24 protein-coding genes and 1 riboswitch are annotated in these 26,630 nt (G+C 44.4%); of the genes, 18 read left to right on the top strand and 6 right to left on the bottom strand.

Features of this window, described 5'->3' with window-relative positions; translation table 11 throughout:
* Positions 1-142: 142 nt before the first annotated feature.
* Entirely contained in the window at positions 143-1,531 is a 1,389-nt protein-coding gene (gene luxO, locus AB4507_RS06750) for a quorum-sensing sigma-54 dependent transcriptional regulator LuxO (protein WP_004734031.1), read from the top strand.
* 24 nt (positions 1,532-1,555) lie between these two features.
* The gene (luxU, locus tag AB4507_RS06745; protein WP_017062179.1) at positions 1,556-1,900 is read left to right on the top strand and encodes a quorum-sensing phosphorelay protein LuxU; all 345 of its coding nucleotides are present in this window, start codon (positions 1,556-1,558) and stop codon (positions 1,898-1,900) included.
* 74 nt (positions 1,901-1,974) lie between these two features.
* On the opposite strand, the gene AB4507_RS06740 is transcribed toward luxU, so the two are convergent.
* On the bottom strand, positions 1,975-2,862 hold the full coding sequence (locus tag AB4507_RS06740; protein WP_017062178.1) for a YvcK family protein: 888 nt from the start codon (positions 2,860-2,862) through the stop codon (positions 1,975-1,977).
* 194 nt (positions 2,863-3,056) lie between these two features.
* Positions 3,057-3,209, top strand: a riboswitch (molybdenum cofactor riboswitch).
* Between AB4507_RS06740 and moaA the strand changes: the two genes are divergently transcribed.
* From moaA to AB4507_RS06685, 11 genes are all read left to right on the top strand, one after another.
* On the top strand, positions 3,198-4,187 hold the full coding sequence (gene moaA / locus AB4507_RS06735) for a GTP 3',8-cyclase MoaA (RefSeq protein WP_009848642.1): 990 nt from the start codon (positions 3,198-3,200) through the stop codon (positions 4,185-4,187). Its footprint overlaps the riboswitch before it by 12 nt.
* Positions 4,188-4,273: 86 nt before the next feature.
* A complete protein-coding gene (gene moaB, locus AB4507_RS06730) occupies positions 4,274-4,786 on the top strand; it encodes a molybdenum cofactor biosynthesis protein B (protein ID WP_004734027.1) in 513 nt (170 codons plus the stop codon).
* Positions 4,787-4,798: 12 nt separating this feature from the next.
* A complete protein-coding gene (gene moaC, locus AB4507_RS06725; protein ID WP_004734026.1) occupies positions 4,799-5,278 on the top strand; it encodes a cyclic pyranopterin monophosphate synthase MoaC in 480 nt (159 codons plus the stop codon).
* Complete coding sequence (moaD, locus tag AB4507_RS06720; RefSeq protein ID WP_136978365.1) at positions 5,275-5,520, top strand: molybdopterin synthase sulfur carrier subunit; 246 nt, start codon at positions 5,275-5,277, stop codon at positions 5,518-5,520. The genes moaC and moaD overlap by 4 nt, the downstream gene beginning before the upstream one ends.
* Positions 5,521-5,522: 2 nt before the next feature.
* Complete coding sequence (moaE, locus tag AB4507_RS06715) at positions 5,523-5,978, top strand: molybdopterin synthase catalytic subunit MoaE (protein WP_017062176.1); 456 nt, start codon at positions 5,523-5,525, stop codon at positions 5,976-5,978.
* A gap of 652 nt (positions 5,979-6,630) precedes the next feature.
* The gene (locus AB4507_RS06710) at positions 6,631-8,262 is read left to right on the top strand and encodes an ABC transporter substrate-binding protein (protein WP_017062175.1); all 1,632 of its coding nucleotides are present in this window, start codon (positions 6,631-6,633) and stop codon (positions 8,260-8,262) included.
* Between the two features lie 114 nt (positions 8,263-8,376).
* Positions 8,377-9,297, top strand: coding sequence for an oligopeptide ABC transporter permease OppB (oppB, locus tag AB4507_RS06705; RefSeq protein WP_017062174.1), 921 nt, complete (start codon positions 8,377-8,379; stop codon positions 9,295-9,297).
* Between the two features lie 15 nt (positions 9,298-9,312).
* Positions 9,313-10,215 (top strand): oligopeptide ABC transporter permease OppC, encoded by a 903-nt coding sequence (gene oppC, locus AB4507_RS06700; RefSeq protein ID WP_017062173.1) that lies wholly within the window; start codon positions 9,313-9,315, stop codon positions 10,213-10,215.
* Positions 10,216-10,257: 42 nt separating this feature from the next.
* Complete coding sequence (locus tag AB4507_RS06695; RefSeq protein ID WP_012603544.1) at positions 10,258-11,229, top strand: ABC transporter ATP-binding protein; 972 nt, start codon at positions 10,258-10,260, stop codon at positions 11,227-11,229.
* Positions 11,226-12,212 carry a murein tripeptide/oligopeptide ABC transporter ATP binding protein OppF gene (gene oppF / locus AB4507_RS06690; RefSeq protein WP_017062172.1) on the top strand — a complete coding sequence of 329 codons (987 nt, stop codon included), beginning with the start codon at positions 11,226-11,228 and terminating at the stop codon, positions 12,210-12,212. The genes AB4507_RS06695 and oppF overlap by 4 nt, the downstream gene beginning before the upstream one ends.
* Before the next feature lie 205 nt (positions 12,213-12,417).
* Entirely contained in the window at positions 12,418-13,356 is a 939-nt protein-coding gene (locus AB4507_RS06685) for a glutathione S-transferase family protein (protein ID WP_017069190.1), read from the top strand.
* Between the two features lie 82 nt (positions 13,357-13,438).
* On the opposite strand, the gene pta is transcribed toward AB4507_RS06685, so the two are convergent.
* Both pta and AB4507_RS06675 read right to left on the bottom strand, forming a co-directional pair.
* A complete protein-coding gene (gene pta, locus AB4507_RS06680) occupies positions 13,439-15,604 on the bottom strand; it encodes a phosphate acetyltransferase (RefSeq protein WP_017062170.1) in 2,166 nt (721 codons plus the stop codon).
* A 147-nt stretch (positions 15,605-15,751) separates the two neighbouring features.
* Positions 15,752-16,948: an acetate kinase gene (locus AB4507_RS06675; protein ID WP_017062169.1), complete on the bottom strand. Its 1,197-nt coding sequence runs from the start codon at positions 16,946-16,948 to the stop codon at positions 15,752-15,754.
* A gap of 341 nt (positions 16,949-17,289) precedes the next feature.
* On the opposite strand from AB4507_RS06675, the gene yfbV reads away from it, so the two are divergent.
* From yfbV to AB4507_RS06660, 3 genes are all read left to right on the top strand, one after another.
* Positions 17,290-17,742, top strand: a complete 453-nt coding sequence (yfbV, locus tag AB4507_RS06670; protein WP_017062168.1) for a terminus macrodomain insulation protein YfbV — start codon at positions 17,290-17,292, stop codon at positions 17,740-17,742.
* Between the two features lie 302 nt (positions 17,743-18,044).
* Entirely contained in the window at positions 18,045-19,010 is a 966-nt protein-coding gene (locus AB4507_RS06665) for an ABC transporter substrate-binding protein (RefSeq protein WP_017062167.1), read from the top strand.
* A 251-nt stretch (positions 19,011-19,261) separates the two neighbouring features.
* On the top strand, positions 19,262-20,728 hold the full coding sequence (locus AB4507_RS06660) for a sensor domain-containing diguanylate cyclase (protein ID WP_017069188.1): 1,467 nt from the start codon (positions 19,262-19,264) through the stop codon (positions 20,726-20,728).
* 132 nt (positions 20,729-20,860) lie between these two features.
* On the opposite strand, the gene dusC is transcribed toward AB4507_RS06660, so the two are convergent.
* The gene (gene dusC, locus AB4507_RS06655) at positions 20,861-21,817 is read right to left on the bottom strand and encodes a tRNA dihydrouridine(16) synthase DusC (protein WP_372182439.1); all 957 of its coding nucleotides are present in this window, start codon (positions 21,815-21,817) and stop codon (positions 20,861-20,863) included.
* A 175-nt stretch (positions 21,818-21,992) separates the two neighbouring features.
* On the opposite strand from dusC, the gene AB4507_RS06650 reads away from it, so the two are divergent.
* Entirely contained in the window at positions 21,993-22,613 is a 621-nt protein-coding gene (locus tag AB4507_RS06650) for a YecA family protein (protein WP_017062164.1), read from the top strand.
* Positions 22,614-22,734: 121 nt separating this feature from the next.
* Here the strand turns inward: AB4507_RS06650 and dsbB are convergent, their stop codons facing one another.
* A complete protein-coding gene (dsbB, locus tag AB4507_RS06645) occupies positions 22,735-23,250 on the bottom strand; it encodes a disulfide bond formation protein DsbB (RefSeq protein WP_029235613.1) in 516 nt (171 codons plus the stop codon).
* Positions 23,251-23,397: 147 nt separating this feature from the next.
* On the bottom strand, positions 23,398-24,990 hold the full coding sequence (gene nhaB / locus AB4507_RS06640; RefSeq protein ID WP_372182438.1) for a Na(+)/H(+) antiporter NhaB: 1,593 nt from the start codon (positions 24,988-24,990) through the stop codon (positions 23,398-23,400).
* Between the two features lie 640 nt (positions 24,991-25,630).
* Between nhaB and fadR the strand changes: the two genes are divergently transcribed.
* Positions 25,631-26,470, top strand: coding sequence for a fatty acid metabolism transcriptional regulator FadR (gene fadR, locus AB4507_RS06635; protein ID WP_372182436.1), 840 nt, complete (start codon positions 25,631-25,633; stop codon positions 26,468-26,470).
* Positions 26,471-26,630: the final 160 nt, after the last annotated feature.

The following is a 26,630-nucleotide window of genomic DNA, read 5'->3' as shown; positions in this document are numbered from 1 at the left end:
GTTGCATCGTTCGTGCCAGATAGATAAAACATTGATTGTTTGAAGCAAGTAAAAAAACACACTACAAATACTGTGGCTAATTTGCATAATGCAAAGCGGAATGCGACTATAATAAGAAATGCAAATTATAAATGGCTAGGATATGCAATCAAAAACGCTAGATAACAAATCGAAGTATTTGTTGATGGTAGAGGATACCGCTTCGGTAGCAGCTTTATATCGCTCGTATCTTACACCGCTCGAAATTGATATCAACATTGTCGGCACTGGCCGCGATGCAATCGAGAGTTTGAATCATCGAATCCCAGACCTTATTTTATTAGATCTACGTCTGCCTGATATGACGGGTATGGACGTACTATTTGCTGTAAAACAAAAATACCCTGAAGTTCCAGTTATCTTCATGACGGCTCACGGCTCTATCGATACCGCTGTAGAAGCGATGCGTCATGGCTCTCAAGATTTCCTTATCAAACCGTGTGAAGCCGACCGACTCCGTATTACGGTGAATAATGCGATCCGCAAAGCCACCAAACTTAAAAATAGCTCGGAACACCCGGGAAACCAGAACTACCAAGGTTTTATCGGCAGCAGCCAAACCATGCAGCAGGTTTACCGAACTATCGATTCTGCTGCATCGAGTAAGGCGAGCATTTTCATTACTGGTGAAAGTGGTACCGGTAAAGAGGTATGTGCAGAAGCCATTCATGCGGCGAGTAAGCGTGGCGATAAGCCGTTCATCGCGATTAACTGTGCCGCTATCCCTAAAGACCTGATTGAAAGTGAGCTGTTTGGCCACGTTAAAGGTGCCTTTACCGGTGCTGCGACCGATCGCCAAGGTGCTGCTGAGCTTGCTGATGGTGGAACACTGTTCCTTGATGAACTGTGCGAAATGGACTTAGAGCTGCAAACCAAGCTGCTGCGCTTTATCCAAACCGGTACTTTCCAAAAAGTCGGCTCTTCGAAGATGAAGAGTGTCGACGTTCGTTTTGTGTGTGCGACCAACCGTGACCCTTGGAAAGAAGTACAAGAAGGTCGCTTTAGAGAAGATTTATACTATCGTTTATACGTGATTCCATTGCACTTGCCGCCATTGCGTGAGCGTGGTGAAGATGTCATCGAGATCGCGTATTCTCTGCTAGGCTATATGTCGGTCGAGGAGGGGAAGGCGTTTGTACGTTTTGCTCAGGAAGTACTTGATCGCTTTAATCAATATGAGTGGCCGGGTAACGTTCGTCAGCTACAAAACGTGTTGCGGAACGTGGTGGTTTTGAATAACGGCAAAGAGATTACTCTCAACATGCTTCCACCACCGTTGAACCAACCGATTGAAAACAGTCTGCGATTGAAAGAGAAGCAGAATGAAGACATCACGGTAAAAGATATTTTCCCATTGTGGATCACTGAGAAAACGGCTATCGAGCAGGCCATTAAAGCGTGTGATGGCAACATCCCTCGTGCGGCAGGTTTCTTAGATGTCAGTCCATCGACGATATACCGTAAGTTGCAAACGTGGAATGCGAAGCAGTAATCAACAAACAATAAGAAAATAATAATGACGAAAGTATTAAATCAGCAAAAAGTTGATGAGCTTGCCGGCGAAATAGGCCAAGAGAATGTCCCGGTTTTACTGGAAATCTTTTTAGGTGAGTTGAAAGGCTACTACGAACACCTAGAGATAAATAAAGAGTCGGATACCTCTAAGTACTTGGCTGATATCAGTCATGCGCTTAAGAGCAGCGCAGCAAGCTTTGGTGCGGATTCTTTGTGTAGTTTTGCGATTAGCTTAGACGCAAAAGTGAAGCAAGCGTTGCCTGTAACCGAGATTGATTTTCAAGATATGCAAGACCTCCTGTTATCGACGTACACTGAATATCAGCAGTTGATGACGGACCTTTAAAACAGCGAGTTATTACTGAGATTAAAAAAGGAGCAGCATGCTCCTTTTTTGTTGTTTGTCGCTTGAACCTATGGCTACGCCAACTGGGCTTCAATGGCTTGTTGAAGCTTCACACGGTCGTGTCGCCAATCTCGGTTTGCCGATGCAAGATCTGTGGTCACACAATTCCATTGCACTTCTAGTTCCGGGTGAGGTTCATTGCCTAACACGATGTCTATTTTCCTTGCCTTACAGGTACGTTCACACCACTCCAATTGCTCTTGAAGCGTCATTTTCCCTGCGGGACCGTGCTCTGGTGAAAGGTTTTCAACGAAGATAACTTTTGCCTTGGTGTTCTCAGAGATTGCTTTGCCAATCTCTGGAAGGAGAAGAGGGGGCATCACACTGGTTAAAAAGCTTCCAGGGCCAAGGACAATGCAGTCTGCTTGCTCAACGGCAGCAACGGCTTCTTTGGTTGCTGGCACTTCTGGAGACAAGTCCATCATGCGCAGCTTTTCCGTCATGTCATCAACGTTGGTTTCGCCGGTAACCCAGCGGCCGTCCATTGATAGAGCCGTGAGGTCTGAAGGATGCTCAGTCATCGGCACGATATTGACATCGACCTTGAGCATATTTCGAATCAGGTTAATTGCTTCCAATGGGCGAACGGAAAGGTTGTCTAACGCCGTCAGCATTAGGTTACCCAAGTTATGACCGTCTAGCTCACCTTGACCACGAAAGCGGTATTCGAACATCATCGAACTGATTGAAGGCTCTGTGATTAATTGGTTGATACAGTTGCGTGTATCTCCCCATGCGATGCCACCTTGGCAATCTCTAATACGTCCGGTGGAACCGCCGTTATCTGTCGTTGCAACAATGCCAGTTGCGTTGTTACCAAAGTCTTTTAATGCAGCTAACATGCGACCTAAGCCATGGCCACCGCCGATTGCTACGACTTTCTTTGAAGAGTAAATATTCATTTATTGTTCTTGTTAGGTTATTACCAACTATAATTTAGGTTAAATGCTTCTCGCTATATACTCAACAAGAGTTATTTTGAGCGTTTGATACGTTTTTTTTGCCGATGTGACCCGTTTTTTACCATCAGAGCTAGATTCACGTACAAATATTAAGTATTTTATTACTCAGCTACTGCGCGTGTGAATATAACGCTCAGTTGCCATAACTCCGAGCTCTCGCATGCTAAGTCGCACAGTGGTATTTGCTGTACCGATACGCATCAAGAGCCAGTGACATGTTGTCACAAGGGCTTAATTGGAAATGATTATGCCTCCCGTGTTTGGAAAGGTGTTCCGTGGCGCAACAATTCGAAGATAGATTCCATCGCAAGTTTTATTACTTGCGCTTGTCGGTTACAGACGTCTGTAACTTTAAATGTACTTACTGCTTGCCAGATGGTTACAAACCGTCAGGGCAAAAAAACTCGTCTTTTTTAAGTGTTCCCGAGATCAAACGCGTTGTTAAAGCGTTTGCAGATTGTGGTACCTCAAAGATCCGCATTACAGGCGGAGAGCCGAGTCTGCGTAAAGACTTTCCTGAAATCATACATACCGTTGCTTCTACTCCAGGCATCGAAAAAGTAGCCACCACAACGAATGGCTACCGCATGGAGAAACAAGTAGGGCAATGGCGTGATGCTGGTTTAACCCATATAAACGTGAGCGTGGATAGTTTAGATTCGCGCATGTTCCATCAGATCACTGGTGAGAATAAGTTTACTGAGGTTATGCGAGGCATTGATAAAGCGTTTGAGGTTGGCTTTGAACAAGTCAAAGTCAACGTCGTATTAATGAAAGACCTCAATAGTCAGGAATTACCAGCCTTCCTTAATTGGATCAAAGACAAACCTATTCAATTACGTTTTATCGAGCTGATGAAAACCGGCGAGATGGACGAGTTGTTCGATAAACATCATGTGTCTGGCGTTGCGATTCGCAACCAGCTTATTGCTAATGGTTGGCTGTTAAAAGTCAAAGCCGTTAACGATGGCCCGGCGCAAGTGTTTGTCCACCCAGACTACAAGGGTGAAATCGGTTTGATCATGCCTTACGAGAAAGACTTTTGTGAGAGTTGTAACCGACTGCGCGTTTCTGCGACCGGTAAACTTCACTTATGTCTGTTTGGCGACCATGGTGTTGAACTGAGAGATCTGATTCAAGAAGATCAACAAGAGCAAGAACTCATTGATCGAATTCAGGCTCAGCTTCAAACCAAGTCCGTTAGCCACTTCTTACACGATGGCAACAGCGGCATGACTCCAAACTTGGCGTCAATCGGCGGTTAACCCGCTACACACTCTAAAGCATTTTATCGCTCAGCTTCTTCAGGCTGGGCGAATCAGTCTAATGAAAAATTTATATAGGTGAACAAATGGGTCACGCAGAAAGCAAATTCCAAGCAGCAAACATCGCAGTACTAACGGTTTCAGATACTCGTACAGAAGAAAACGACACTTCAGGCGGTTACCTAGCAGAGCATGCTAAAGAAGCGGGTCACAACGTGGTTGATAAGCAAATCGTTATTGATGACATGTACAAGATCCGTGCGATCGTATCTAAATGGATCGCTGATGAAAGCGTACAAGCTATCATGATCACGGGTGGTACTGGTTTCACTTCTCGTGACAGCACGCCTGAAGCGCTTAAGCCACTGTTCGACAAAGAAGTAGAAGGCTTTGGTGAGCTATTCCGTCAAGTATCTTACGAAGAGATCGGTACTTCGACAATTCAATCTCGTGCGATTGCGGGTTTTGCTAACCACACGGTTATCTTTGCGATGCCAGGTTCTACAGGCGCTTGCCGCACCGGTTGGACTAAGATCATCAAGCAACAGATGGATGCTAGCCACCGTCCTTGTAACTTCATGCCACACCTTTCTGTATAAGGCGGTTTGAGTATGAGCCAATTTACACACATTAACGCGTCTGGCGAAGCAAACATGGTCGATGTATCGGCTAAAGCGGAAACAGTACGTGAAGCGAGAGCGGAAGCCTTCGTTCAAATGTCGGCAGAAACGCTAGAGCTGATTGTCTCTGGTAGCCACCATAAAGGTGATGTTTTCGCAACGGCACGTATTGCGGGTATTCAAGCGGCGAAGAAGACGTGGGATCTGATTCCCCTGTGTCACCCTCTGCTATTAACTAAAGTAGAAGTGCAGCTTGAAGCTATCGAGTCTGAAAACAAGGTTCGCATCGAATCTGTTTGTAAGCTTGCGGGTAAGACGGGCGTAGAGATGGAAGCGCTAACGGCTGCTTCTGTGGCTGCGTTAACGATTTACGATATGTGTAAAGCTGTTCAGAAAGACATTGTTATCGAAAACGTGCGCCTGCTAGAGAAGACAGGTGGTAAATCTGGTCACTTTAAGGTGGAGTCATGATTACAGTACTTTTCTTTGCTCAAACTCGTGAACTTGTTGGTGTGGACAGCGTTGAAGTTGATGCACATTTTAAGACGATTGAAGCGATTCGTAGTCATCTTGTGACACAAGAAGGCAAATGGGATATCGCATTGGAAGAGGGGAAGCTTCTGGCTGCACTTAACCAATCAATCGTACCTCTGACAGCTGAAGTGAAAGACGGCGACGAAGTGGCTTTCTTCCCACCAGTGACTGGAGGCTAAGCATGGATCCAAGAGTATTAGTGACAGCTGAGGACTTCTCGGTAGGCGACGAATACGACTACTTGGCTCAAGGTACAGCTGCCGGAGCGATTGTGACGTTCGTTGGTAAAGTTCGCGACATGAACCTTGGCGACAATGTGATTGGTTTGTCTCTGGAGCACTATCCGGGTATGACAGAAAAATCACTGAGCGAGATCTGTGACCAAGCTGAGGCTCGCTGGCCTATTCAGAAGATGCGTGTTATCCACCGTGTAGGTGACTTAGATATCGGCGACCAGATTGTTTACGTTGGTGTATCCAGTGCACACCGTGGTGCTGCATTTGAAGCCTGTGAATTCGTTATGGACTTCCTGAAAACCAAGGCTCCCTTTTGGAAAAAGGAACGCACGACCGAAACGACGCGTTGGGTTGATTCTCGTGATTCAGACACGAAAGCAGCGGAACGCTGGGAGAAGTAATTTCTCTTAAAGTGATGTTGCTTCAGCATTTACTCATTTGTATATGAGACAGTCAAAAACCGACCACTTAGGTCGGTTTTTTTGTACCTGCTATAAATCTATTTATAGATAATCATTGATTTGACAAATGATAATTCATTGTGGTTGCATATAAATTCAGCGCGTAATTTTGTCTTAATTGGTGCATTGCATAACCCGGTTTGGTGCAGAGCATTATGCTGTCTTGTATAAAGTGATTATCCTCACAAATAGTGTACACGGTTTAGGTGATATGTGATGTGCAATTAGATTTCATGTGGCATTAATGTTAATTTGCGCTCAGTGTTCTAGCATAAGATGCTAAAAAAAAGTATCAACACAGATACATCAACACTAAAGGCTGTTTTTTAATTAATCCCTCTACGCAAGTCACTACTGATTTGGGGTTTTTTAGATATTTACACTGATACCTTAAGTATTTCGGAGAATTATCCGATTTTTTGCGACTTGTTTGTGGCAAATTACTTCAATGGTTGATAGTGTGTGCCTCAATCTTTGTAAGGTTTTAGATTTTTATGCTTAAATTTTGAGCTAAATAAATCTAAATCACTGCCGTTCAGTGAACCAAGCAAAGAAGTCATGGATGCAATACATAAAACTTGGAGTTTATTAAATGTACAAGAATAAAATCACTCAGGCCCTTCTTCTAGGTGCTGGTTTGGCAGTGGCTGCCTCTTCTACTCTTTCTATCGCTGCTGAAGTTCCAGCAGGCACAGAACTGGCAAAAGTTCAGGAACTTGTTCGCGGTAACGGTACTGAAGTTGCAACTATCGACCCACACAAATCTCAAGGTGTACCAGAATCTCACGTAATTCGTGATCTTCTAGAAGGTCTAGTGAACCAAGACGGCGACGGCAACACTATCCCTGGTGTTGCGGAAAGCTGGGAAACGACAGACAACAAAACATTCACTTTCCACCTACGCAAAGACGCAAAATGGTCTAACGGCGATCCTGTAACAGCTCAAGATTTTGTATACAGCTGGCAACGTGCAGTTGATCCTGCAACGGCTTCTCCATACGCTTGGTACATGGAATACACCAAGATGGCGAATGCGAAAGATATCGTAGCGGGTAAGAAAGACAAGAGTGAACTAGGCGTTAAAGCAGTGGATGCAAACACTCTAGTTGTTGAATTAGAAACAGCGGTACCATACTTCGTAATGATGATGGGCCACACAACAATGAAGCCAGTACACCAGGCAACTGTTGAAAAATACGGTGACCAGTGGACTAAGCCAGAGCACTTTGTTGGCAACGGTGCATTCTCTGTTGATAAATGGGTTGTTAACGAGCGTCTAGTACTCAAGCGTAACGAACAGTACTGGGACAACGATAAAACAGTTCTTAACAAAGTAACGTTCCTACCAATCGAAAACCAAGTAGCGGAAATGAACCGTTTCCTATCTGGTGAAATCGATTTCACAAACGAACTTCCAACTGAGCACTTCAAGCGTCTTCAAAAAGAGTACGCAGAAGATGTATCTGTAGCGGGTAACCTATGTACTTACTACTACATCTTCAATACGAAGAAAGCACCATTTGATGATGTTCGTGTTCGTCAAGCAATCTCTTACGCGATCGACCGTGATATCGTAACAGGTGCTATCCTAGCGCAAGGTCAAAAACCTGCGTATTTCCTAACGCCTGAAATCACAGCTGGCTTCGATCCTGAGCTACCTGCTTACGGCAAGATGTCTCAGAAAGAGCGTAACGCAGAAGCGGAACGTCTTCTTGAAGAAGCGGGTTACGGTAAAGACAACCCACTTAAATTCAACCTGCTTTACAACACTTCAGAGAACCACAAGAAGATTGCTGTAGCGCTAGGTTCTATGTGGAAGAAAACACTGGGTCTTTCTGTAACACTTGAGAACCAAGAGTGGAAAACGTACCTATCTTCTAAAGATTCTGGTGACTTCGAAGTAGCACGTGCTGGTTGGTGTGGTGACTACAATGAAGCGTCTTCGTTCCTAACGCTAATGAAGAGTAACAACACTACCGGTGGTGTTCACTACGACAGCGCGGCTTACGACCAGATCATCGATAAAGCACTTAACTCAACTTCAGAAGAAGAGCGTAAAGCACTTTACCTAGAAGCTGAGGCGCTAATGGCAAACGACATGCCAATCGCTCCTATCTACCAATACGTTAAATCTCGTCTACTTAACCCGCATGTTGGTGGTTTCCCAATCAACAACGCGGAAGACAAGATCTTCTCGAAAGACCTATACATCAAAGCTCAATAATAAGCTTCGATTCTAAAAAGTTAATATAACTATAACGATACAGGCACTACATGCGCAGGGCGCGCATGTAGCGTCTTTCTAATTTTAATTGTCACAGACTGAAAGAGTGAGTTTATGCTTAAATTCATTATGAAACGGATATTTGAAGCGATTCCAACCATGTTGGTGTTGATCACTATATCTTTCTTTCTCATGCGTTTCGCACCGGGTAACCCGTTTTCAAGCGAACGTCCATTACCGCCAGAAGTTATGGCTAACATCGAAGCTAAATACGGCTTAGATAAACCAGTATTTGAACAATACACCACGTATTTGACAAATATCTTACAAGGTGACTTCGGCCCCTCGTTTAAGTACCAAGATTACACAGTAAATGAGCTGATCGCGGTTGCACTTCCAGTATCTGCGAAGGTAGGTTTCGTTGCCTTTATCTTCACACTATTGATGGGGGTCACTGTCGGGACGATTGCTGCCTTGAAGCACAACACCTGGGTCGACTACACCATAATGTCGACCGCCATGCTCGGGGTGGTAATGCCATCTTTCGTGTTGGCACCGGCGCTTATTTACCTTTTCTCCCTGCACTGGAACATATTCCCAGCAGGTGGTTGGCATGGCGGTACATTCATGTACATCGTGCTGCCTGTTATCGCGATGTCTCTTCTTTACGTAGCAACCTTTGCTCGTATTACTCGCGGTAGCATGATTGAAACGCTAAACAGTAACTTTATCCGAACTGCGCGTGCAAAAGGTCTAAGCTACCGTTATATCATTCTAAAACATGCACTTAAGCCAGCAATGCTACCTGTTGTTTCTTACATGGGACCTGCGTTCGTAGGTATCATCACAGGTTCAGTTGTTGTTGAAACCATCTTCGGCCTACCAGGTATCGGTAAGCTGTTTGTTAACGCCGCGTTTAACCGTGACTACTCGCTAGTAATGGGTGTAACCATCTTGATTGGTTTCCTATTCATCTTGTTCAACGCAATCGTTGATATTTTGCTAGCGCTTATTGACCCGAAAATTCGCTACTAACAGGGACGCATGGTTATGTTGAAGAAAAAAGAAAATTTAGAAGCGATCGAAAAGTTCTCTGAGAGCTTAGAGATTGAAGGTCGTAGTTTGTGGCAGGACGCGCGCATTCGTTTCATGCGAAACAAAGCTGCGATGGTGAGTCTGTTCATTCTTACGCTTATGGTACTGGCAGTTATCTTCTTACCAATGCTGGCTCAGTACACTTATGATGATACTGACTGGTACGCAATGCACGTTGGTCCGAATGCGGATCACTGGTTTGGTACCGATAGCTTAGGTCGTGATTTGTACGTTCGTACTCTTGTCGGTGGCCGCATCTCATTGATGGTTGGTGTGATGGGGGCCTTCGTAGCGGTACTGATTGGTACGCTTTACGGTGCAGCTTCAGGCTTCATCGGCGGTCGTACTGACCGAGTGATGATGCGTATCCTAGAGATCTTGTACGCAGTGCCATTCATGTTCCTAGTAATCGTACTGGTAACGTTCTTTGGTCGTAACATCGTCCTAATCTTCGTTGCTATTGGTGCGATTGCTTGGCTAGATATGGCGCGTATTGTACGTGGTCAAACGTTGAGCCTACGTAGTAAAGAGTTCATTGAAGCTGCACACGTATGTGGTGTAAGCAAATGGAAGATCATTACACGTCACATCGTACCGAACGTACTGGGTATCGTAGCGGTTTACTCTACGTTGCTTATTCCAAGCATGATCCTTACAGAATCATTCTTATCTTTCCTTGGTCTTGGTGTTCAAGAGCCTATGACAAGCTGGGGCGCATTGCTTCAAGAAGGTTCGCAAACAATGGAAGTTGCAATCTGGCAATTGACATTCCCTGCGGCATTCATGGTAGTTACGCTGTTCTGCTTTAACTACGTAGGTGATGGTCTGCGCGACGCGCTTGATCCAAAAGACAGATAACGAAATAGCAATTAAAAGCTATAAAAGATTAAGGAAGCAATAATGAGCTTATTAGATGTCAAAGATCTGCGCGTCGAATTTACCACACAAGATGGTATCGTAACCGCAGTAAACGACTTGAACTTCTCACTTAACCAAGGCGAAACGCTGGGTATTGTTGGTGAGTCGGGTTCAGGTAAATCACAAACGGTATTTGCACTGATGGGGCTGCTGGCTAAGAACGGCATCATCTCAGGCAGTGCAAAGTTTGAAGGCAATGAAATTCTCAACCTGCCTGAAAAAGCACTGAACAAGGTTCGTGCTGAACAGATCGCGATGATCTTCCAAGATCCAATGACCTCACTGAACCCTTACATGAAAGTAAGTGATCAGCTGATGGAAGTACTTATGCTGCATAAAGGCATGGGTAAAGCAGAAGCGTTTGAAGAATCAGTACGCATGCTTGAAGCGGTGAAAATCCCTGAAGCACGCAAGCGTATCACTATGTACCCGCACGAGTTTTCGGGCGGTATGCGTCAGCGTGTGATGATCGCAATGGCACTGCTGTGTCGTCCTAAATTGCTTATCGCTGATGAACCAACAACGGCACTGGATGTAACCATTCAAGCGCAAATCATGGAATTGCTGAACGAACTAAAAGATGAGTTCAATACAGCAATCATTATGATCACCCATGACTTGGGTGTTGTTGCTGGTTCTTGTGACAAAGTACTTGTGATGTACGCGGGTCGTACAATGGAGTACGGCACGGTTGATGAAATCTTCTACGAGCCAAGCCACCCATACGCGGAAGGCCTGCTTAAAGCGATTCCTCGTTTGGATACCGAAGGTGAAATTCTACCGACGATTCCAGGTAACCCACCTAACTTACTTCGCCTACCAACAGGTTGTCCTTACCAAGACCGTTGTCACCGTGTAATGGACCGTTGTAAGCAAGAAGCACCGATTTTGCAGCCATTTGCTAAAGACCGTCAGCGTGCTTGTTTTTCAGACTGGGAGACTTGGACAAAATGAGTAAAGAATTACTATTAGATATTAAAGACCTGAAAGTTCACTTTAGCATTGCAGCTAAGTCTGCTTGGCCTTGGGCAAAACCATCAAACCTTAAAGCGGTTGATGGGGTTGATGTTCACCTTTACGAAGGCGAAACACTAGGCGTAGTGGGTGAGTCTGGTTGTGGTAAATCAACTTTTGCCCGTGCGATTATCGGCTTGGTTGAAGCGACTGAAGGTCAAGTGATGTGGTTAGGTCAAGACCTAACTAAGATGCAGGAAGTGAAGCGTCGTGAGACTCGTAAAGAGATTCAGATGATCTTCCAAGACCCGCTAGCGTCGCTTAACCCACGTATGTCAGTAGGCGATATCATTGCTGAGCCTCTAGAGACTTTCTTCCCTGAACTTTCTAAACAAGAAGTGAAGGACAGAGTTAAAGAGATGATGGCAAAGGTTGGTCTACTACCAAACGTAATCAACCGTTACCCACATGAATTCTCTGGTGGTCAGTGTCAGCGTATTGGTATTGCACGTGCACTTATCTTGAAACCTAAGATGATCATTTGTGACGAACCTGTTTCGGCACTTGACGTATCTATCCAAGCTCAAGTTGTTAACCTTTTGAAAGAACTGCAAAAAGAGCTAGGTCTTTCGCTGGTATTTATCGCGCACGATTTGTCAGTGGTTAAGCACATCTCAGACCGTGTATTGGTAATGTACCTAGGTAATGCGGTTGAGCTGGGTGAGTCAGATGCACTATTCTCTGATCCAAAGCACCCGTACACCAAGGCGTTGATGTCTGCGGTTCCTATTCCAGATCCTCGCTTAGAGCGTAGTAAAACTATCCAGATGCTGGAAGGTGACCTACCATCGCCAATCAACCCACCATCAGGATGTGTTTTCCGTACTCGTTGTCCACAAGCGACAGAAGCGTGTGCGCAAACTAAGCCAACGATTCAAGGCGATGATGTGCACGCAGTATCTTGCTTGCACGTACAAGTCTAGGGCCAATTTAAAACGGTTCAGCCTGTGACAGGCTTAAGCGCGACTAGTTTTTAGAGTCGCGCTTTTTTTGTACTGCAGACCTAGTTCCTATATTTTGCTCAACAACTTCATCAAATAATTCGAACAACTAAGCCAACTTCTTCTAGTTTTGAAAAAGTTGGCTTTTTTTATACTAGAGAAAAGTTAGCATCACAGAGGTTTGGATATGGGCAAATTAGTTGAAGGTGTTTGGCATGATGTGTGGTACGACACGAAAGAAAGCGGTGGTAAGTTTGTTCGTGAAGATGCGGGCTTTCGTCATTGGGTAGAGAACAAACCGGGCGCGCAGTTTGAGCCGGAAAGCGGCCGTTATCACTTATACGTATCGTTAGCTTGCCCTTGGGCGCACCGAACCCTTATCTTCCGCGAGCTGAAAGACCTAACCGATCACATTGACGTGACGGTTGTTTGCCCAGACATGATGAGTGAAGGTTGGCAAATGGGGTTACCTGAACCTCTATTTGGCCATACCCGCATGCACCAAATCTACACCCAAGGCAAACCGGACTATTCAGGTCGAGTCACGGTTCCTGTTTTATGGGATAAGAAAACCAACACCATTGTGAGTAACGAGTCGTCTGAAATCATTCGCATGTTTAACTCAGAGTTTAACGAGCTAACGGGTAACACCGATGATTACTACCCGTGGGAGTTGTCCAAGAAGATTGATGAGTGGAATGATTATATCTACCCAAACATCAACAACGGCGTATACCGAACCGGCTTTGCGACAACACAAGAAGCCTACGAAGAAGCGTATGACGCCTTGTTTGAAGCCTTAGACAAAGTAGATGCGCACCTTAGCGAACATCGCTATTTGGCGGGTAACGAGATTACAGAAGCGGATTGGCGCTTGTTTACCACTCTGGTTCGATTTGATGCGGTTTATGTGGGTCACTTCAAGTGTAACAAGCAACGAATTGCGGATTACAAACATATCCAAGGTTATCTAAAAGAGCTCTATCAAATAGAGGGTATTAAAGAGACTACGGATTTCTACCACATCAAGCGCCACTACTATTACAGCCACACTGGTATCAACCCGACTCAAGTGGTGCCTAAAGGGCCTGATCTGGATTTAGATTCGCCTCACGGACGTGGTTAGAATCATTAATTAATCCGCTTTTCTTCAGGCGTAAAAAAACCCTAGATAAACATCTAGGGTTTTTGCTTTCTGAAAAAGAAAATTAGTTAACTACTTTTTCTTCAGCTTGTGCAGCTTGGTCTGCTTGGATAGCCGTTAGAGCTACTGTGTAAACGATGTCGTCTACTAGAGCGCCACGAGACAAGTCATTTACTGGCTTGCGCATACCTTGAAGCATTGGACCGATAGATACTAGATCTGCTGAACGTTGTACCGCTTTGTAAGTCGTGTTACCAGTGTTTAGGTCTGGGAATACGAATACAGTCGCTTTACCAGCTACTGGAGAGTTCGGTGCTTTAGAAGCAGCAACGTTTTCCATGATAGCAGCATCGTATTGTAGAGGACCGTCGATCACTAGATCTGGACGTTTCTCTTGAGCAAGCTTCGTCGCTTCACGTACTTTATCTACGTCTGCACCCTTACCAGATTCACCAGTAGAGTAAGAGATCATAGCAACGCGTGGGTCGATACCGAATGCCGCAGCAGAATCTGCAGATTGGATAGCGATTTCAGCAAGCTGTTCAGCTGTTGGATCTGGGTTGATCGCACAGTCACCGTATACAAGAACTTGATCAGGCAGAAGCATGAAGAAGATCGAAGATACGATAGAAGCATCAGGAGCAGTCTTGATGATCTGGAACGGAGGAACGATAGTGTTCGCCGTTGTGTGAACAGCACCAGAAACTAGGCCGTCAACTTCGCCAGCTTCAAGCATCATAGTACCTAGGAATACTGAATCTTCTAGCTTCTCACGAGCAACAACTTCAGTCATACCTTTAGCGCCACGAAGTTCTACTAGACGAGCTACGTAGTTTTCGCGAACTGATGCAGAATCGATGATCTCAACGCCAGCGCCAAGCTCAACACCTTGCTGCGCTGCAACGCGACGGATTTCTTCAGGGTTACCTAGAAGTACACACGTTGCGATACCGCGCTCAGCACAGATAGCCGCAGCTTTAACTGTACGTGGCTCATCACCTTCAGGAAGAACGATGCGCTTAGCCGCTTTACGAGCAAATTCAGTTAGCTGGTAACGGAATGCTGGTGGGCTTAGACGACGGATGCCTTGAGTACCTTCAGATAGAGAATCAATCCAAGGGCCATCAATGTGGCTTGCAACGTGATCGTTAACGAACTCGATACGCTCTTTATCGTCTGCAGGAACTTCTAGGTTGAAGCTCTGTAGGTTTAGAGATGTCTGCCAAGTGTTACCTTGAGCCTTGAAGATCGGTAGACCTGAAGCGAATGCTGGTGCACAAAGGTTAGCAATGCTTTCTGGAATGTCGTAACCGCCAGTAAGCAGGATTGCGCCAATCTCAACACCGTTTTTCGCAGCAAGAGCCGCAGCAACGATAACGTCAGGACGGTCTGCAGAAGTTACTAGCAGTGAGCCTGGTTTGAAGTGCTCAATCATGTGCGGTAGAGAACGTGCACAGAAAGTGATGCTCTTAATACGACGAGTTGAGATTTCACCTTCGTTAACGATTTCAGCGTTAAGGTGCTTAGCCATATCAACCGCACGAGTTGCGATTAGATCGATGCTCCATGGCACGCAGCCAAGAACACGGATAGGGCTAGAGTTGAAGATTTGCATTACTTCAAGGTTCGCTTGCTGAGCGCTGTCTGCATCGTCAAAGATTTCAGATAGGTCAGGGCGAGTACGGCCAGCCTCATCAACAGGAGCGTTAAGCTTGTTGATGATTACGCCTTTGATGTTTTTGTTCTTAGTACCGCCGAAGTTAGAACATGCTACTTCTATACGCTCTTTAAGCTGCGTAGGGTTGTCAGTACCAGGAGTCGCAACGAATACGATCTCCGCGCCAAGTGTTTTTGCGATTTCCGCGTTCACTTGGTTAGCAAATGGGTGCTTACGAGTAGGTACTAGACCTTCGATTAGCGTAACTTCTGCGTCTTTGTTGATCTTGTTGTATTGCTCAACAACAGACTCAAGAAGTTCGTCCATTTTTTCGCTACCGATCAAAGCTTCAGCTTTAGTCATTGCGATTGGCTCACCAATCTTAATGTCGCTGTTTGCGCTGATGATAGTAGACGTTAGATCTGGTTGGTTACCACCGCTGCGAGGCTGAGCGATTGGCTTGTAGAAAGAAACACTTACGCCCTTACGCTCCATAGCGCGAAGAACACCCATGCTAACACTAGTAAGACCAACACCAGCGCTTGTAGGGATAAGCATAATAGTACGTGACATTGACGAACACCTTTGACTATTGGAAATAAAAAAAGCTCAACTGCTATTCCCACCGATATTTAAATTGGGGTAGGAATAGAAGTTGAGCCCCATTTTCTTGATATGAAAAACTGACTAGCTTCGAATGAAGCTAGTCAGGAAAATCAATTAAAGACCTGCTAGTTTCGCAGTGTCTTCAGCAATTACTAGCTCTTCGTTAGTAGAGATAACCATTGCAGGGATACGGCTGTTAGCTGTAGTGATAGTACCTTCGCCGCCGAAACGAGCTTTAAGGTTAGCTTCACCGTCAACTTCGATACCGAAGATGCCTAGGCGGTTAAGAACCATTTCACGGATTGGGCCTGAGTTCTCGCCGATGCCGCCAGTGAAAGTGATTGCGTCTAGACGACCTTCTAGAGTTGCAGTGTAACCAGCTACGTACTTAGCTAGACGGTGACAGAACACGTCCATTGCACGAGTTGCTTCTTCTTTCTCACCGTAGTTGTCTTCAACGAAACGACAGTCAGAAGTCACTTCAGTTAGACCAGCAAGACCAGACTCTTTAGTTAGCATGTTGTTGATTTCTTCAACAGAGTAACCAAGTGCGTCGTGTAGGTGGAAGATGATTGCAGGGTCTAGGTCACCACAACGAGTACCCATTACAAGACCTTCAAGAGGAGTAAGACCCATAGAAGTGTCTACAGATTTACCGTTCTTGATTGCACATACAGAAGCGCCGTTACCTAGGTGACAGTTGATGATGTTAACTTCTTCAACTGGCTTGTTTAGTAGGCCTGCAACTTCACGAGTGATGAATAGGTGAGAAGTACCGTGCATGCCGTAACGACGGATGCCGTGCTCTTTGTACAGGTTGTACGGTAGAGCGTATAGGTAAGACTCAGAAGGCATTGTTTGGTGGAACGCAGTGTCAAAAACAGCAACGTTTTGTAGACCAGGGAAGTTCTGTTGAGCCGCTTCGATACCGATAAGGTGAGCAGGGTTGTGAAGAGGTGCGAAAGTCGCAGCGTCTTGAATACCCTTAAGAACTTCATCAGTGATAAGTGCAGAAGAAGTGAACTGCTCGCCACCGTGTACGATACGGTGACCGATAGCGCCAAGGTTAGCTTTAAGCTCAGGCTTAGAAGCAAGAATAGTTTCTACCATGAAAGATAGTGCTTCTACGTGAGCTGCGCCCGCGCCTAGTTGTGCTTCATGCTTGCCATCAAGTTTCCACTTCATACGAGCTTCTGGAAGACCTAGACACTCAGCAAGACCAGTTAGGTGCTCTGCACCTGTTTCTGCATCAACAACAGCGAATTTAAGAGAAGAACTACCACAGTTTAAAACTAAAACTAGCTTAGACATTAATGACTACCTGTTTATTTTTCTGATCGAAATCAGTTAAGGATGAAAATTAATCTCAAGAATAGTCGAAGCACATAGGCTTGCGTACTAACCTTGGTCAAAAAAACGTTAATTTCCGTATAAAGTGAAAGCGCTCTTTATCAAAAAGAGGCTTGTGCATTCCTTGCAGAAGTCTTCTCAAAGTTGCTTAAATTGTAAATAAGGGCAACAATGAGATTGAGGTCTGCAAATAATAGCGATATTGTGCAAATATAACAAAAAAATTTGAAAGAATATTATTTTTCGTCAAATTTTTGTGTTTTTAGTTGATGATTTCAACTTTTTTTTAATGGGAGACTCATATGAGCAATAGAGTTGGTTTAGCTAGTAGTTTAAAAGATGGCCAAAAGTACATGGATCTCTGGCCCGTCCGAAAAGAGTTAAACGCGATCTTCCCAGAACAACGCATTATTAAAGCGACCCGTTTTGGCGTGAAAGTGATGCCTGCGATTGCCGCTATCAGTGTTCTTACACAAATGGTCTTTAATAATTACCAAGCGATGCCACAGGCTGTGGTTATGGCTTTGTTTGCGATCAGCTTGCCGCTACAAGGTATGTGGTGGTTGGGCAATCGCTCAAATACACAACTTCCGCCGGCGCTAGTATCGTGGTACCGCGAACTGCATGAAAAGATCACTGAAACGGGTTTTGCGTTAGAGCCTATGAAGCCGCGCCCTCGCTATAAAGAATTGGCAATCATTTTAAATCGTGCCTTTCGTCAGTTAGATAAATCCTCAATGGAGCGTTGGTTCTAAAGAATCCCAGCTCTCCCTCTTGTCTGAGAACAACTATTCATCTTCTATAGCTTGTTCTCAGATTTGCTCCTCTTTTTGTTACCTCGCTTACTTTCCGTTTAGCTTACCTGTCCTTATTCACTTGGTTTCTTACCTTCCTCCGAAGTCAATATAACCTTTCTCACATAACTCGAGCCTTGTTGTATTTTTGTTAAATATCACTTCAAGTTATCAATGGTTACTGGTAATAATGCCAATAGTGATTTTGATGTTGTTCTCTTTGAGCGAGTAATGACGGGTAGAGCTTGATTCAGGGAGCGATAATGAGTTCTGTAAGAAAGGTATTGGCAGCGGTTTTAAGTTGCTTGATGTTGCTATGGACTGGCAATGCAATGGCAAACGTTGCCAAAGTGTCGGTTTCACAAGTTGTTGACCATCCAGATCTGAATGCGACACGTTTAGGGCTTCTTGAAGGATTGAGAGCCAATGGTTATGAACCCGGTAAGAACTTAGAATTCTCCTATGAAATGGCGAATGGTAACCCGGCTCAGGCAGCCAAGATTGCCAGAGAGCTCGTCAGTGAAAATCCACATGTACTTGTTGGTATCGCGACACCGACTTCACAAGCCTTAGTGTCGGCGACTCGCTCGATTCCTATCGTGTTTACCGCGGTTACGGATCCTATCGGCGCTAGGCTCGTTAAACAATTAGAAAAGCCGGGGCGTAATGTCACAGGGCTTTCTGACTTATCTCCGATCACTCAGCATGTGTCATTAATCAAAGAACTGCTCCCTGAAGCTAATTCAATCGGTGTAGTTTACAACCCAGCAGAAGCAAATGCCGTTGCGTTAGTTGGGTTATTGAGAAAGGCAACTCGAGATTTCGGTTATACACTTCACACCGAAAAAGCGCTGACTGTTGACGATGTCGAAGCAAAAGCAGAATCCATTGCTAAGAAGTCCGATGTTATCTATGCCTTGACCGATAATACGGTTGCAAGCGGCATGGAGGGTCTTATCAAAGCGGCTAACCATGCAGATACGCCAGTCGTCGCAGGCGCCACATCTTATGTCGGAAAGGGAGCGATTGCTGGTTTAGGTCTAGATTATTATGATGTTGGGGTTCAGACCGCGGATTATGTCGCAGCCATTCTGGAAGGACAGAAGCCCGGGAAGTTGAGTGTCAAAACTGCTCAGAGCTCTCAGCTGGTGGTCAACCTAGATGCTGCTCGTGAGCTTGGCGTGACAGTGCCTCAATCTGTGATTGAGCGTGCGGTCATTAGCCGGTGAATTGAGTTTGGTGTTAGGTGAGCTAATAGGCCATAAGTCATATTATTAACAGCATTGAAATGGGCTCAGATAACAAACTCACCTGCTCTATATGTTGGCGCTTCTCTATTTTATTCATTTGTAAGCGGTTATTTGACCGTTAGGTGTGTCGTTAATATCAATTTACATTATTTTACGTCGAGCGAATTGCCGATTAATGTAATAATATTAATGGGGAAAATGAAAATAGCTGAACGCTAAGAGCACATTATATGAAAGTAAATAGGCACTTTAGCCTAACCTTTGTTTTCGGGTTTCCCGCTGTGATCGCCGCGATGTTACTTGGCCTAATAGGAAAGAATCATTTTGACGCGGTAGAAAAAGATATCAGTAGTGAGTTTCATCGTATTGAAGATGTGTTCAAAAGAACCACAAAAGTGGCGACAGCCCTAGACTACAGCTTCTCCAACTATTATAAATCAGGAAACCCTCTCTTTCTTGATCACAACAAACATGTTGTGGATGGTCTTTGCCAAATCTGGCCTATTGATGTATTGCTACTTGCCGACGGTAAAACCTCAGACATTCCCTCTGTTGATATCGACTATATGCTAATTGGTCAAGAGTCTCTTTGTTCTGAAAGCAGTGATAGTTATAAGAGCGCGTCAGAAAAAATAGCGTTAGCTCCTATTCTTTCATTTTTATCCCAGCTTGATGAATACCATGCCGGCGTGCACTTTATTGATACGAGCGGCTATGTGATCTCTTCACCTGAAGGTTTTGCCAAAGGGCTGAGCAAAGAGTTACTCTCGACCATAAAGAGTCGTCCTTATTGGCAGAAAACAGCCAACAACCCTGACCAACTTACCCTTTCAGGCCCTGGTTATCGTTTTGATTCCCTTGACCGTATAATCAGTATGACGATCCCTGTATTCCATAAAGGCGTTCACCAAGGGATGCTGTCGGTGGATATTAATGCTGACAAGCTGCTCGCAAACTCGAATGAGCATCTTGCAGGTCGGATCGATATCATTGATACCACTTTAGCGACTCCGGTAGATTCTGCTGCTTTTTATCACGAGATCAAACTGGATGGTGTCTCGTCTCACCATGCGATGTATTACAAATTAGACATCGCGAAAGAGGTTGAGCACTTTTTCGTCTACGAGAAAGACAGCCTTATTGTTGCCATCATTGTGTATCTGTTCTCAGTAACCATCTTCTTCTACGTCAATTCCAATATTGAACGTGGTTACTTCAAAGATCTCGCAGCCAAAGACCCTATGACAGGGTTATTGAATCGTCGTGGCTTAGAAGCGTTCTGGCGCAGTGTAGAGCACGATCAACTGTTTGCATTAACCGTCTTCGATATTGATGATTTTAAGTCAATTAACGACACCTACGGCCACGATAAGGGGGATGATGTGATTCGTTATATGTCGCGTCAGATCAGCAACAGTATTCGAAGCAGTGACGTTGCAGCACGGTTTGGCGGTGAAGAGTTTGTCGTTTATATGAAAGGCGAAGATCGTGAAACTTTGATGAGAACATTAGAGCGAGTGAAGAATGCGATTTGTTCCACTTCAGCCGACATTATTCCAAATGGATTTACGGTGTCTGGCGGTGTCTGCATTGTTGAAACTGAGCAAAGTAAACTTAACTTCGATGAGATATTTAAGTACGCCGATGAAAAGCTGTACGTGGCTAAGACGACGGGCAAAGACCGTCTTAAATTTTAACCACGTTATTGAATCGATGCTTTGTATGAAAATGAAAATGAAAGAGGGAAGAGCGAACGTGTCTACCAAGCAAAGCTTATTTGCACCGGTAAACACGTTTGTAGCGTTGGGTATTTAACCCTAAACATAATCTTAAACAGGTTGGCGGCGTTCTTTTTGATAACGCTGAAGGCGTTCTACAATCGGTGGCGCCTTTTTGAAAGTACGAATTTCTTTAAACAGTTCGTTCGCTTCAGGGTAGCCTTTACTTAGATAAACAAACCACTGCTTCACTCTATTGGGGTAGTACATGCCTTTGTCCCCTTTAATTTGAAACTCTGAATAGCGCAGCAAAAGTTCAATGACTTTATCCCACGGCATTTTCTGGTGGTTGTGCTTAACGACGTTACCAAGGTTTGGAATATTGAAAGCACCACGGCAGACCATTAATGAATCGACGCCTGTTGCTTCTATGCAATCTTGACCATCTTGATAGTTCCAGATCTCCCCATTAGCAATCAACGGCAGAGATGTTTTTTCTCTTATTTGATTGATGAAGTCCCATTTGATTTCGCTGGCTTTATAGCCGCCAACTTTGGTTCTTGCATGCACGGTGAGTTCGTCAGCTTTGGCTTGTTCGATGGCATCGACGATTTCAAAGCACTCTTCCGGATGCTCCCAACCTAATCGAATCTTTGCGGACACAGGAATGTGTGCCGGTACCGCTTCTCGACAGGCGTTCACCACTTGATAGATGAGCTCTGGCTCTTTTAGCAATGAAGCGCCACCATTACTTTTGTTGACCGCTTTTGCTGGGCAACCAAAATTAAGATCGATCCCTTTCGCGCCTAAGCTAGCAGCTTGAAAAGCATTCTCGGCCATCCAATTTGGGTGTTGCCCTAGAAGTTGGAGATGGATTGGCACACCAGCCATGGTCTGAGAGCCTTGATGTAGCTCAGGGCAAATACGGTGGAACACATGCGGGGGAAGAAGTTGATCTACGACGCGCACAAACTCTGTCACACAGAGATCGTAATCATTAATCTCTGTGAGAATTTCACGCATTAGGTGGTCTAGAACGCCCTCCATAGGGCCAAGTATTACGCGCATGTTGCTTTACCAAAACTGAATGAACCGAAAAATTCGAGGCGTGATTGTACGGTGTGCTTACAGAATTGTCACTATGAGTGTGGTGCATGTCTTAATGATGGTTTCGTCTCTTAATAGCGACATCTTTGGGAGGATGGCGTTATAATATCGAAAATGCCCAATATCCAGAGCTTTCATGACATATCAATTATTAAGCCTACCAGAATCAATCACTGACATTACTCCGCAGTTTATGGAAGGTGCAATCCTTGCCTCTAACTTAGCGACCAAACCACTCGATCCAGAAGAGTGGCTGGTTATCGTTGCGCCTGAAGCGGGTAAAGAGCTGGTAACAACGGTAACAGAACAGATTAATCGCCAGCACAACCTGATTCAGCGTAATGAATACCTATTAACAGACGTACTGGCTGAAGGTGACTTTAACGAACAGTTCGCTGATTTTTCTGAAGGCTTCATGATGGTTTGGCCAACAGTGGAAGAGCAGTGGCAGAGCGTGACAGTCGCGGATGGTACTCTGCGCATGTTGCAAGCGCTCTTAACCACCTTGATGCTTGCGATTGATGAAGAGCAAACTCAACAACAAATGATCGCTGCAGGGCTTACTAACCCACCATCGCTTGCCGATTTAGTGGGTCAAGTCGATCTGATGATCTCAGAAGTGGCAATGGCAGCGGATGAAGCTATGTTGGGCAATAAGTCCCAGAGCGTGAACCCGTTTAAAGACATTGGTCGAAACGACCTTTGCCCTTGTGAAAGCGGCAAGAAGTTTAAACAATGCTGCGGTAAAAGCAGCTAATCACGGCTTGTTGAGCAACTTAGTTTGTGTGAATAACAGACTCTCTTAATATGTTCAAAAGCTTAAGTAATAAAAAAGTCGACCTCGTGGTCGACTTTTTTGTTGTCCAAGTGTCAACGGCTTACTGCAAGTCCTTTTTCGACTTCACAAATTGAGAAATAACCACAATACCGAAAGCAACCAAGTTACCTGCAAAGATAATTACTAGCCACTGAGGCATAGAAAGATCGAAGAACTGCCACACAACCTTGCTGCAATCGCCGTAAGCCTCAAACATCCACGGAGCCCATTGGTTTAAAGGCGCCCAGCTAGGGAAGGTTACGAATAAGTCGCAGGTTGCGAAAGGGGACGGATTGAACTGGTAATCGACGTGCTCTAAAGCAAGCATCAAACCTTTGTATGCGCCAAATCCCCAGCTAGCAAGGCCTAACCAGCGTGATATTGGGTTATTCGGGGCAATCGCACCAATCATGGCGGCAACACCGATAGCGAGCATAGCAACGCGCTCATAGATACACATCACGCAAGGACCAAGCATCATCACGTGTTGGAAGAAGAGAGCGCACGCTTCAAAAAAGACAATAAAAGCCAGCAGTAAAAGCCAAGATAAACGTCCCTTAGAGAAGTCTTTGATCATTGCTAAAAAGTTCACGAATTGAATCCTGTCTATAAAATAAAAAAGCCCTGATTACTCAGAGCTTTTTATCTTGGATAAGTTTCCTAATCAACTAATATTTTTGATTAGTTAGTTATAGTTATTGTGGTTTGCGACACAATGTTTAGCTTAATGACCACCAGAGATAACTGGAGCAACGACTTCACCAGTGCGTTGAATGATCCAACCTGCATCATAGAACCATGCTGTCATTGGCTCTACGAAGAACACAATGCCTGCTAGGCCAACCAGTGCCAATACGATGGTGTATGGCAACGCCATGATAACCATGCGACCGTAAGACAATCTAATTAACGGAGCAAGTGCTGATGTTAATAGGAATAGGAATGCAGCCTGGCCGTTTGGCGTTGCAACAGAAGGTAGGTTAGTACCAGTGTTGATAGCAACAGCAAGTAGGTCGAACTGATCACGAGTGATGATGCCTTCAACCAGTGCAGTTTTCACTTCGTTAATGTAAACCGTACCGACGAACACGTTATCTGAAACCATCGATAAAATACCGTTGGCAATATAGAAGAGTGCGAGCTGTGCGCCTTTATCTTCAACGTGAAGTACTGCATCGATGACTGGCTTAAATAGAGCTTGGTCGATGATCACAGCAACAACAGCGAAGAAAACGGCAAGAAGTGCAGTAAATGGCAGCGCTTCTTCAAAGGCTTTACCCATAGAGTGTTCTTCAATAACACCCGTAAATGCTGTAGCTAAGATGATCACAGACAGGCCAATCAAACCTACTTCAGCAACGTGAAGTGCAAGGCCGACGATAAGCCAAACTGCGATTGCACTTTGAACCCATAGTTTTGCTACGTCTTGCTTTGTGCGGTTTGCACGTTCTTTGTTGTCAAACTCAACTAAGATTTGGCGAACATTCGTTGGCAGTTCTGCACCGTAACCAAACACTTTGAATTTCTCGACAAGTGCACAAGTTAAAATACCGCAGAAGAAAACAGGTAGTGTTACTGGCAGCATACGGATGATAAATTCACCGAACTCCCAACCTGCTTGCTTAGCAATTACCAAGTTTTGTGGTTCTCCTACCATGGTCATTACACCACCCAGTGCTGTACCCACACCAGCGTGCATTAGCAGTGAACGTAGGAAAGCACGGTAGTTTTCTAGGTCATCACGAGTTAGCTCTGAGATCTCTTCATCATGAGTATGATCGTGCGAAGACGTTGTGCCCTTGCCTGATGCAACCTTGTGGTAGATAGAGTAGAAGCCGACCGCAACGCTAATAACTACGGCGATTACTGTTAGTGCATCTAGGAATGCTGATAAGAAAGCGGCAGCAACACAGAAGGCAACGGAGAGTAAAATTTTAGATTGGATGCCAAGCAAGATCTTCGTGAAAATGAACAAAAGCAGTTCTTTCATGAAGTAAATGCCAGCAACCATGAATACGAGTAAGAGTAATACAGGAAGGTTTGCTTGCAGCTCGTGATAAACCATTTCTGGTTTGGTCATGCCAATGGCGACTGCTTGAATAGCTAATAGACCACCCGGTTGAAGTGGGTAGCATTTGAGAGCCATAGCTAGAGTGAAAATAAACTCAACCACCAATAGCCAGCCCGCAACAAATGGGTCAACTAGGAAGAAAACAAACGGGTTGATGATTAAAAAGGAAATGATGGCAAGTTTATACCAATCAGGAGCTTTACCAAGGAAGTTCTTGATAAAAGCGTTTCCGAGAGACATCGGCATGTTAATACTCTTTTATGTTGATTATGAATAGACAAGCAATACAACATTTTGAGAATCGAGCTATAGAAATTGTTAAAAACTATGACTAACAGTGACTTAGAAAAACTACATTCCATGTAATGTTCTGTGGTCTTGCCAAGTCACTCCCTTAGAAACTCAAGCACTGCTTATTTTTGAGCGCAACTTTACTCTTAGATAACATTTAGTCAACAGGAAAAGCCCTGTAGCCCTAAAAATACCTCTTTTTTGTTGAGAAACGCGATCAAAGTAGCGCAAGCATACCACTTAAAATGTGATAAAAACCGACTAGAATCAATATTTCAGCGAAATGATTGAAAATTACAGAATAACGACGGCTTATATATGATTATTACAACTTAATATTGCAAATTAATAGCTTTAAAAATATGACCAATCCCATTGATTTTAAAGAAAAATTGTTGTGTTAACGGTTTGTTTAAATGGTGGTTTAGAGTCGCTTGCTTTACAAACCTGAGGTGCAAACGTGTGCTGAACTTTAGAGTTATAACTCTAACGGTGTTTAGGGTGAGTAAAATTTTTGAGGGTGTTTCCGCTAGGTGTGAACTAGTGGTATGATGAGTAAATTAGAACAGAATAATTAAATTGGATTGAAGTGTAGATGGTCATTAAGGCGAAGAGCCCGGCAGGATTTGCAGAGAAGTATATCATTGAAAGTATTTGGAATGGCCGTTTCCCTCCAGGTTCTATCTTGCCCGCAGAGCGTGAGCTTTCTGAGCTGATTGGTGTTACACGTACTACGCTTCGTGAAGTACTACAACGTCTTGCTCGTGATGGTTGGTTGACAATCCAACATGGCAAACCAACTAAAGTTAACCAGTTTATGGAAACCTCAGGTCTTCATATCCTTGATACGCTAATGACGTTGGACGTTGATAACGCAAGCAAAATGGTAGAAGACCTGCTTGCTGCTCGTACTAATATCAGCCCGATCTTTATGCGTTATGCATTCAAAGCAAACAAAGAAGCTTCAGAGCGTACTATCAGTAACGTGATTGAATCTTGTGAAGCGCTACTTGCGGCACTAACTTGGGATGAGTTCCTAGAATCGTCGCCATACGCTGACAAGATCAAACAAGCGGTAAAAGAAGATTCAGAAAAAGATGAAGCGAAACGTCAGACGATCTTAATCGCGAAGACTTTCAACTTCTATGATTACATGCTTTTCCAACGTTTGGCATTCCACTCAGGCAACCAGATTTACGGCCTGATCTTTAACGGTGTGCGTAAACTTTATGACCGTATCGGTAGCTACTACTTCTCTAACCCAGAAGCACGACGTTTAGCGATGGACTTTTATAAAGAGTTGTTCATTATCTGTGAAAGTGGCGAGCGCGAAACTTTGCCACTAGTGATTCGTAACTACGGTATCGCAAGTGCACAAGTTTGGAATGAAATGAAAACGACATTGCCGACGAACTTCACTGAAGACGACAGCTAAGGCATAGGTTTACTATTGTTGTTCCTGTTTAGTCAGTGACGTAAAGAAAACGAAAAAAAGCGGCGAGATAATTCAATTATCTCGCCGCTTTTTATTTATCTGTCGTTACTAGAAAATTATCAGTGGGTCAGTTACTTACCTATGACGAGTAATTTATCTA

This window comes from Vibrio sp. 10N.222.54.A3, assembly GCF_041474095.1.
In the GTDB taxonomy this organism is placed as follows: domain Bacteria; phylum Pseudomonadota; class Gammaproteobacteria; order Enterobacterales; family Vibrionaceae; genus Vibrio; species Vibrio crassostreae_C.
The sequence above is the reverse complement of the archived record's forward strand: the minus strand, read 5'-3'. Positions and strand labels throughout refer to the sequence as shown.

Bases quoted from the DNA above. Each gene is read 5' to 3' on its own strand.
- moaE (WP_017062176.1), top strand. From the start codon at position 5,523: ATGGATCCAAGAGTATTAGTGACAGCTGAGGACTTCTCGGTAGGCGAC.
- luxO (WP_004734031.1), top strand. From the start codon at position 143: ATGCAATCAAAAACGCTAGATAACAAATCGAAGTATTTGTTGATGGTA.
- moaB (WP_004734027.1), top strand. From the start codon at position 4,274: ATGGGTCACGCAGAAAGCAAATTCCAAGCAGCAAACATCGCAGTACTA.
- fadR (WP_372182436.1), top strand. From the start codon at position 25,631: ATGGTCATTAAGGCGAAGAGCCCGGCAGGATTTGCAGAGAAGTATATC.
- AB4507_RS06740 (WP_017062178.1), bottom strand. From the start codon at position 2,862: ATGAATATTTACTCTTCAAAGAAAGTCGTAGCAATCGGCGGTGGCCAT.
- pta (WP_017062170.1), bottom strand. From the start codon at position 15,604: ATGTCACGTACTATTATGCTTATCCCTACAAGCGCTGGTGTTGGTCTT.
- moaD (WP_136978365.1), top strand. From the start codon at position 5,275: ATGATTACAGTACTTTTCTTTGCTCAAACTCGTGAACTTGTTGGTGTG.
- AB4507_RS06665 (WP_017062167.1), top strand. From the start codon at position 18,045: ATGAGTTCTGTAAGAAAGGTATTGGCAGCGGTTTTAAGTTGCTTGATG.
- dusC (WP_372182439.1), bottom strand. From the start codon at position 21,817: ATGCGCGTAATACTTGGCCCTATGGAGGGCGTTCTAGACCACCTAATG.
- oppB (WP_017062174.1), top strand. From the start codon at position 8,377: ATGCTTAAATTCATTATGAAACGGATATTTGAAGCGATTCCAACCATG.
- oppF (WP_017062172.1), top strand. From the start codon at position 11,226: ATGAGTAAAGAATTACTATTAGATATTAAAGACCTGAAAGTTCACTTT.
- oppC (WP_017062173.1), top strand. From the start codon at position 9,313: ATGTTGAAGAAAAAAGAAAATTTAGAAGCGATCGAAAAGTTCTCTGAG.
- luxU (WP_017062179.1), top strand. From the start codon at position 1,556: ATGACGAAAGTATTAAATCAGCAAAAAGTTGATGAGCTTGCCGGCGAA.
- dsbB (WP_029235613.1), bottom strand. From the start codon at position 23,250: ATGATCAAAGACTTCTCTAAGGGACGTTTATCTTGGCTTTTACTGCTG.
- nhaB (WP_372182438.1), bottom strand. From the start codon at position 24,990: ATGCCGATGTCTCTCGGAAACGCTTTTATCAAGAACTTCCTTGGTAAA.
- AB4507_RS06695 (WP_012603544.1), top strand. From the start codon at position 10,258: ATGAGCTTATTAGATGTCAAAGATCTGCGCGTCGAATTTACCACACAA.
- moaC (WP_004734026.1), top strand. From the start codon at position 4,799: ATGAGCCAATTTACACACATTAACGCGTCTGGCGAAGCAAACATGGTC.
- AB4507_RS06710 (WP_017062175.1), top strand. From the start codon at position 6,631: ATGTACAAGAATAAAATCACTCAGGCCCTTCTTCTAGGTGCTGGTTTG.
- AB4507_RS06675 (WP_017062169.1), bottom strand. From the start codon at position 16,948: ATGTCTAAGCTAGTTTTAGTTTTAAACTGTGGTAGTTCTTCTCTTAAA.
- yfbV (WP_017062168.1), top strand. From the start codon at position 17,290: ATGAGCAATAGAGTTGGTTTAGCTAGTAGTTTAAAAGATGGCCAAAAG.
- AB4507_RS06660 (WP_017069188.1), top strand. From the start codon at position 19,262: ATGAAAGTAAATAGGCACTTTAGCCTAACCTTTGTTTTCGGGTTTCCC.
- AB4507_RS06685 (WP_017069190.1), top strand. From the start codon at position 12,418: ATGGGCAAATTAGTTGAAGGTGTTTGGCATGATGTGTGGTACGACACG.
- AB4507_RS06650 (WP_017062164.1), top strand. From the start codon at position 21,993: ATGACATATCAATTATTAAGCCTACCAGAATCAATCACTGACATTACT.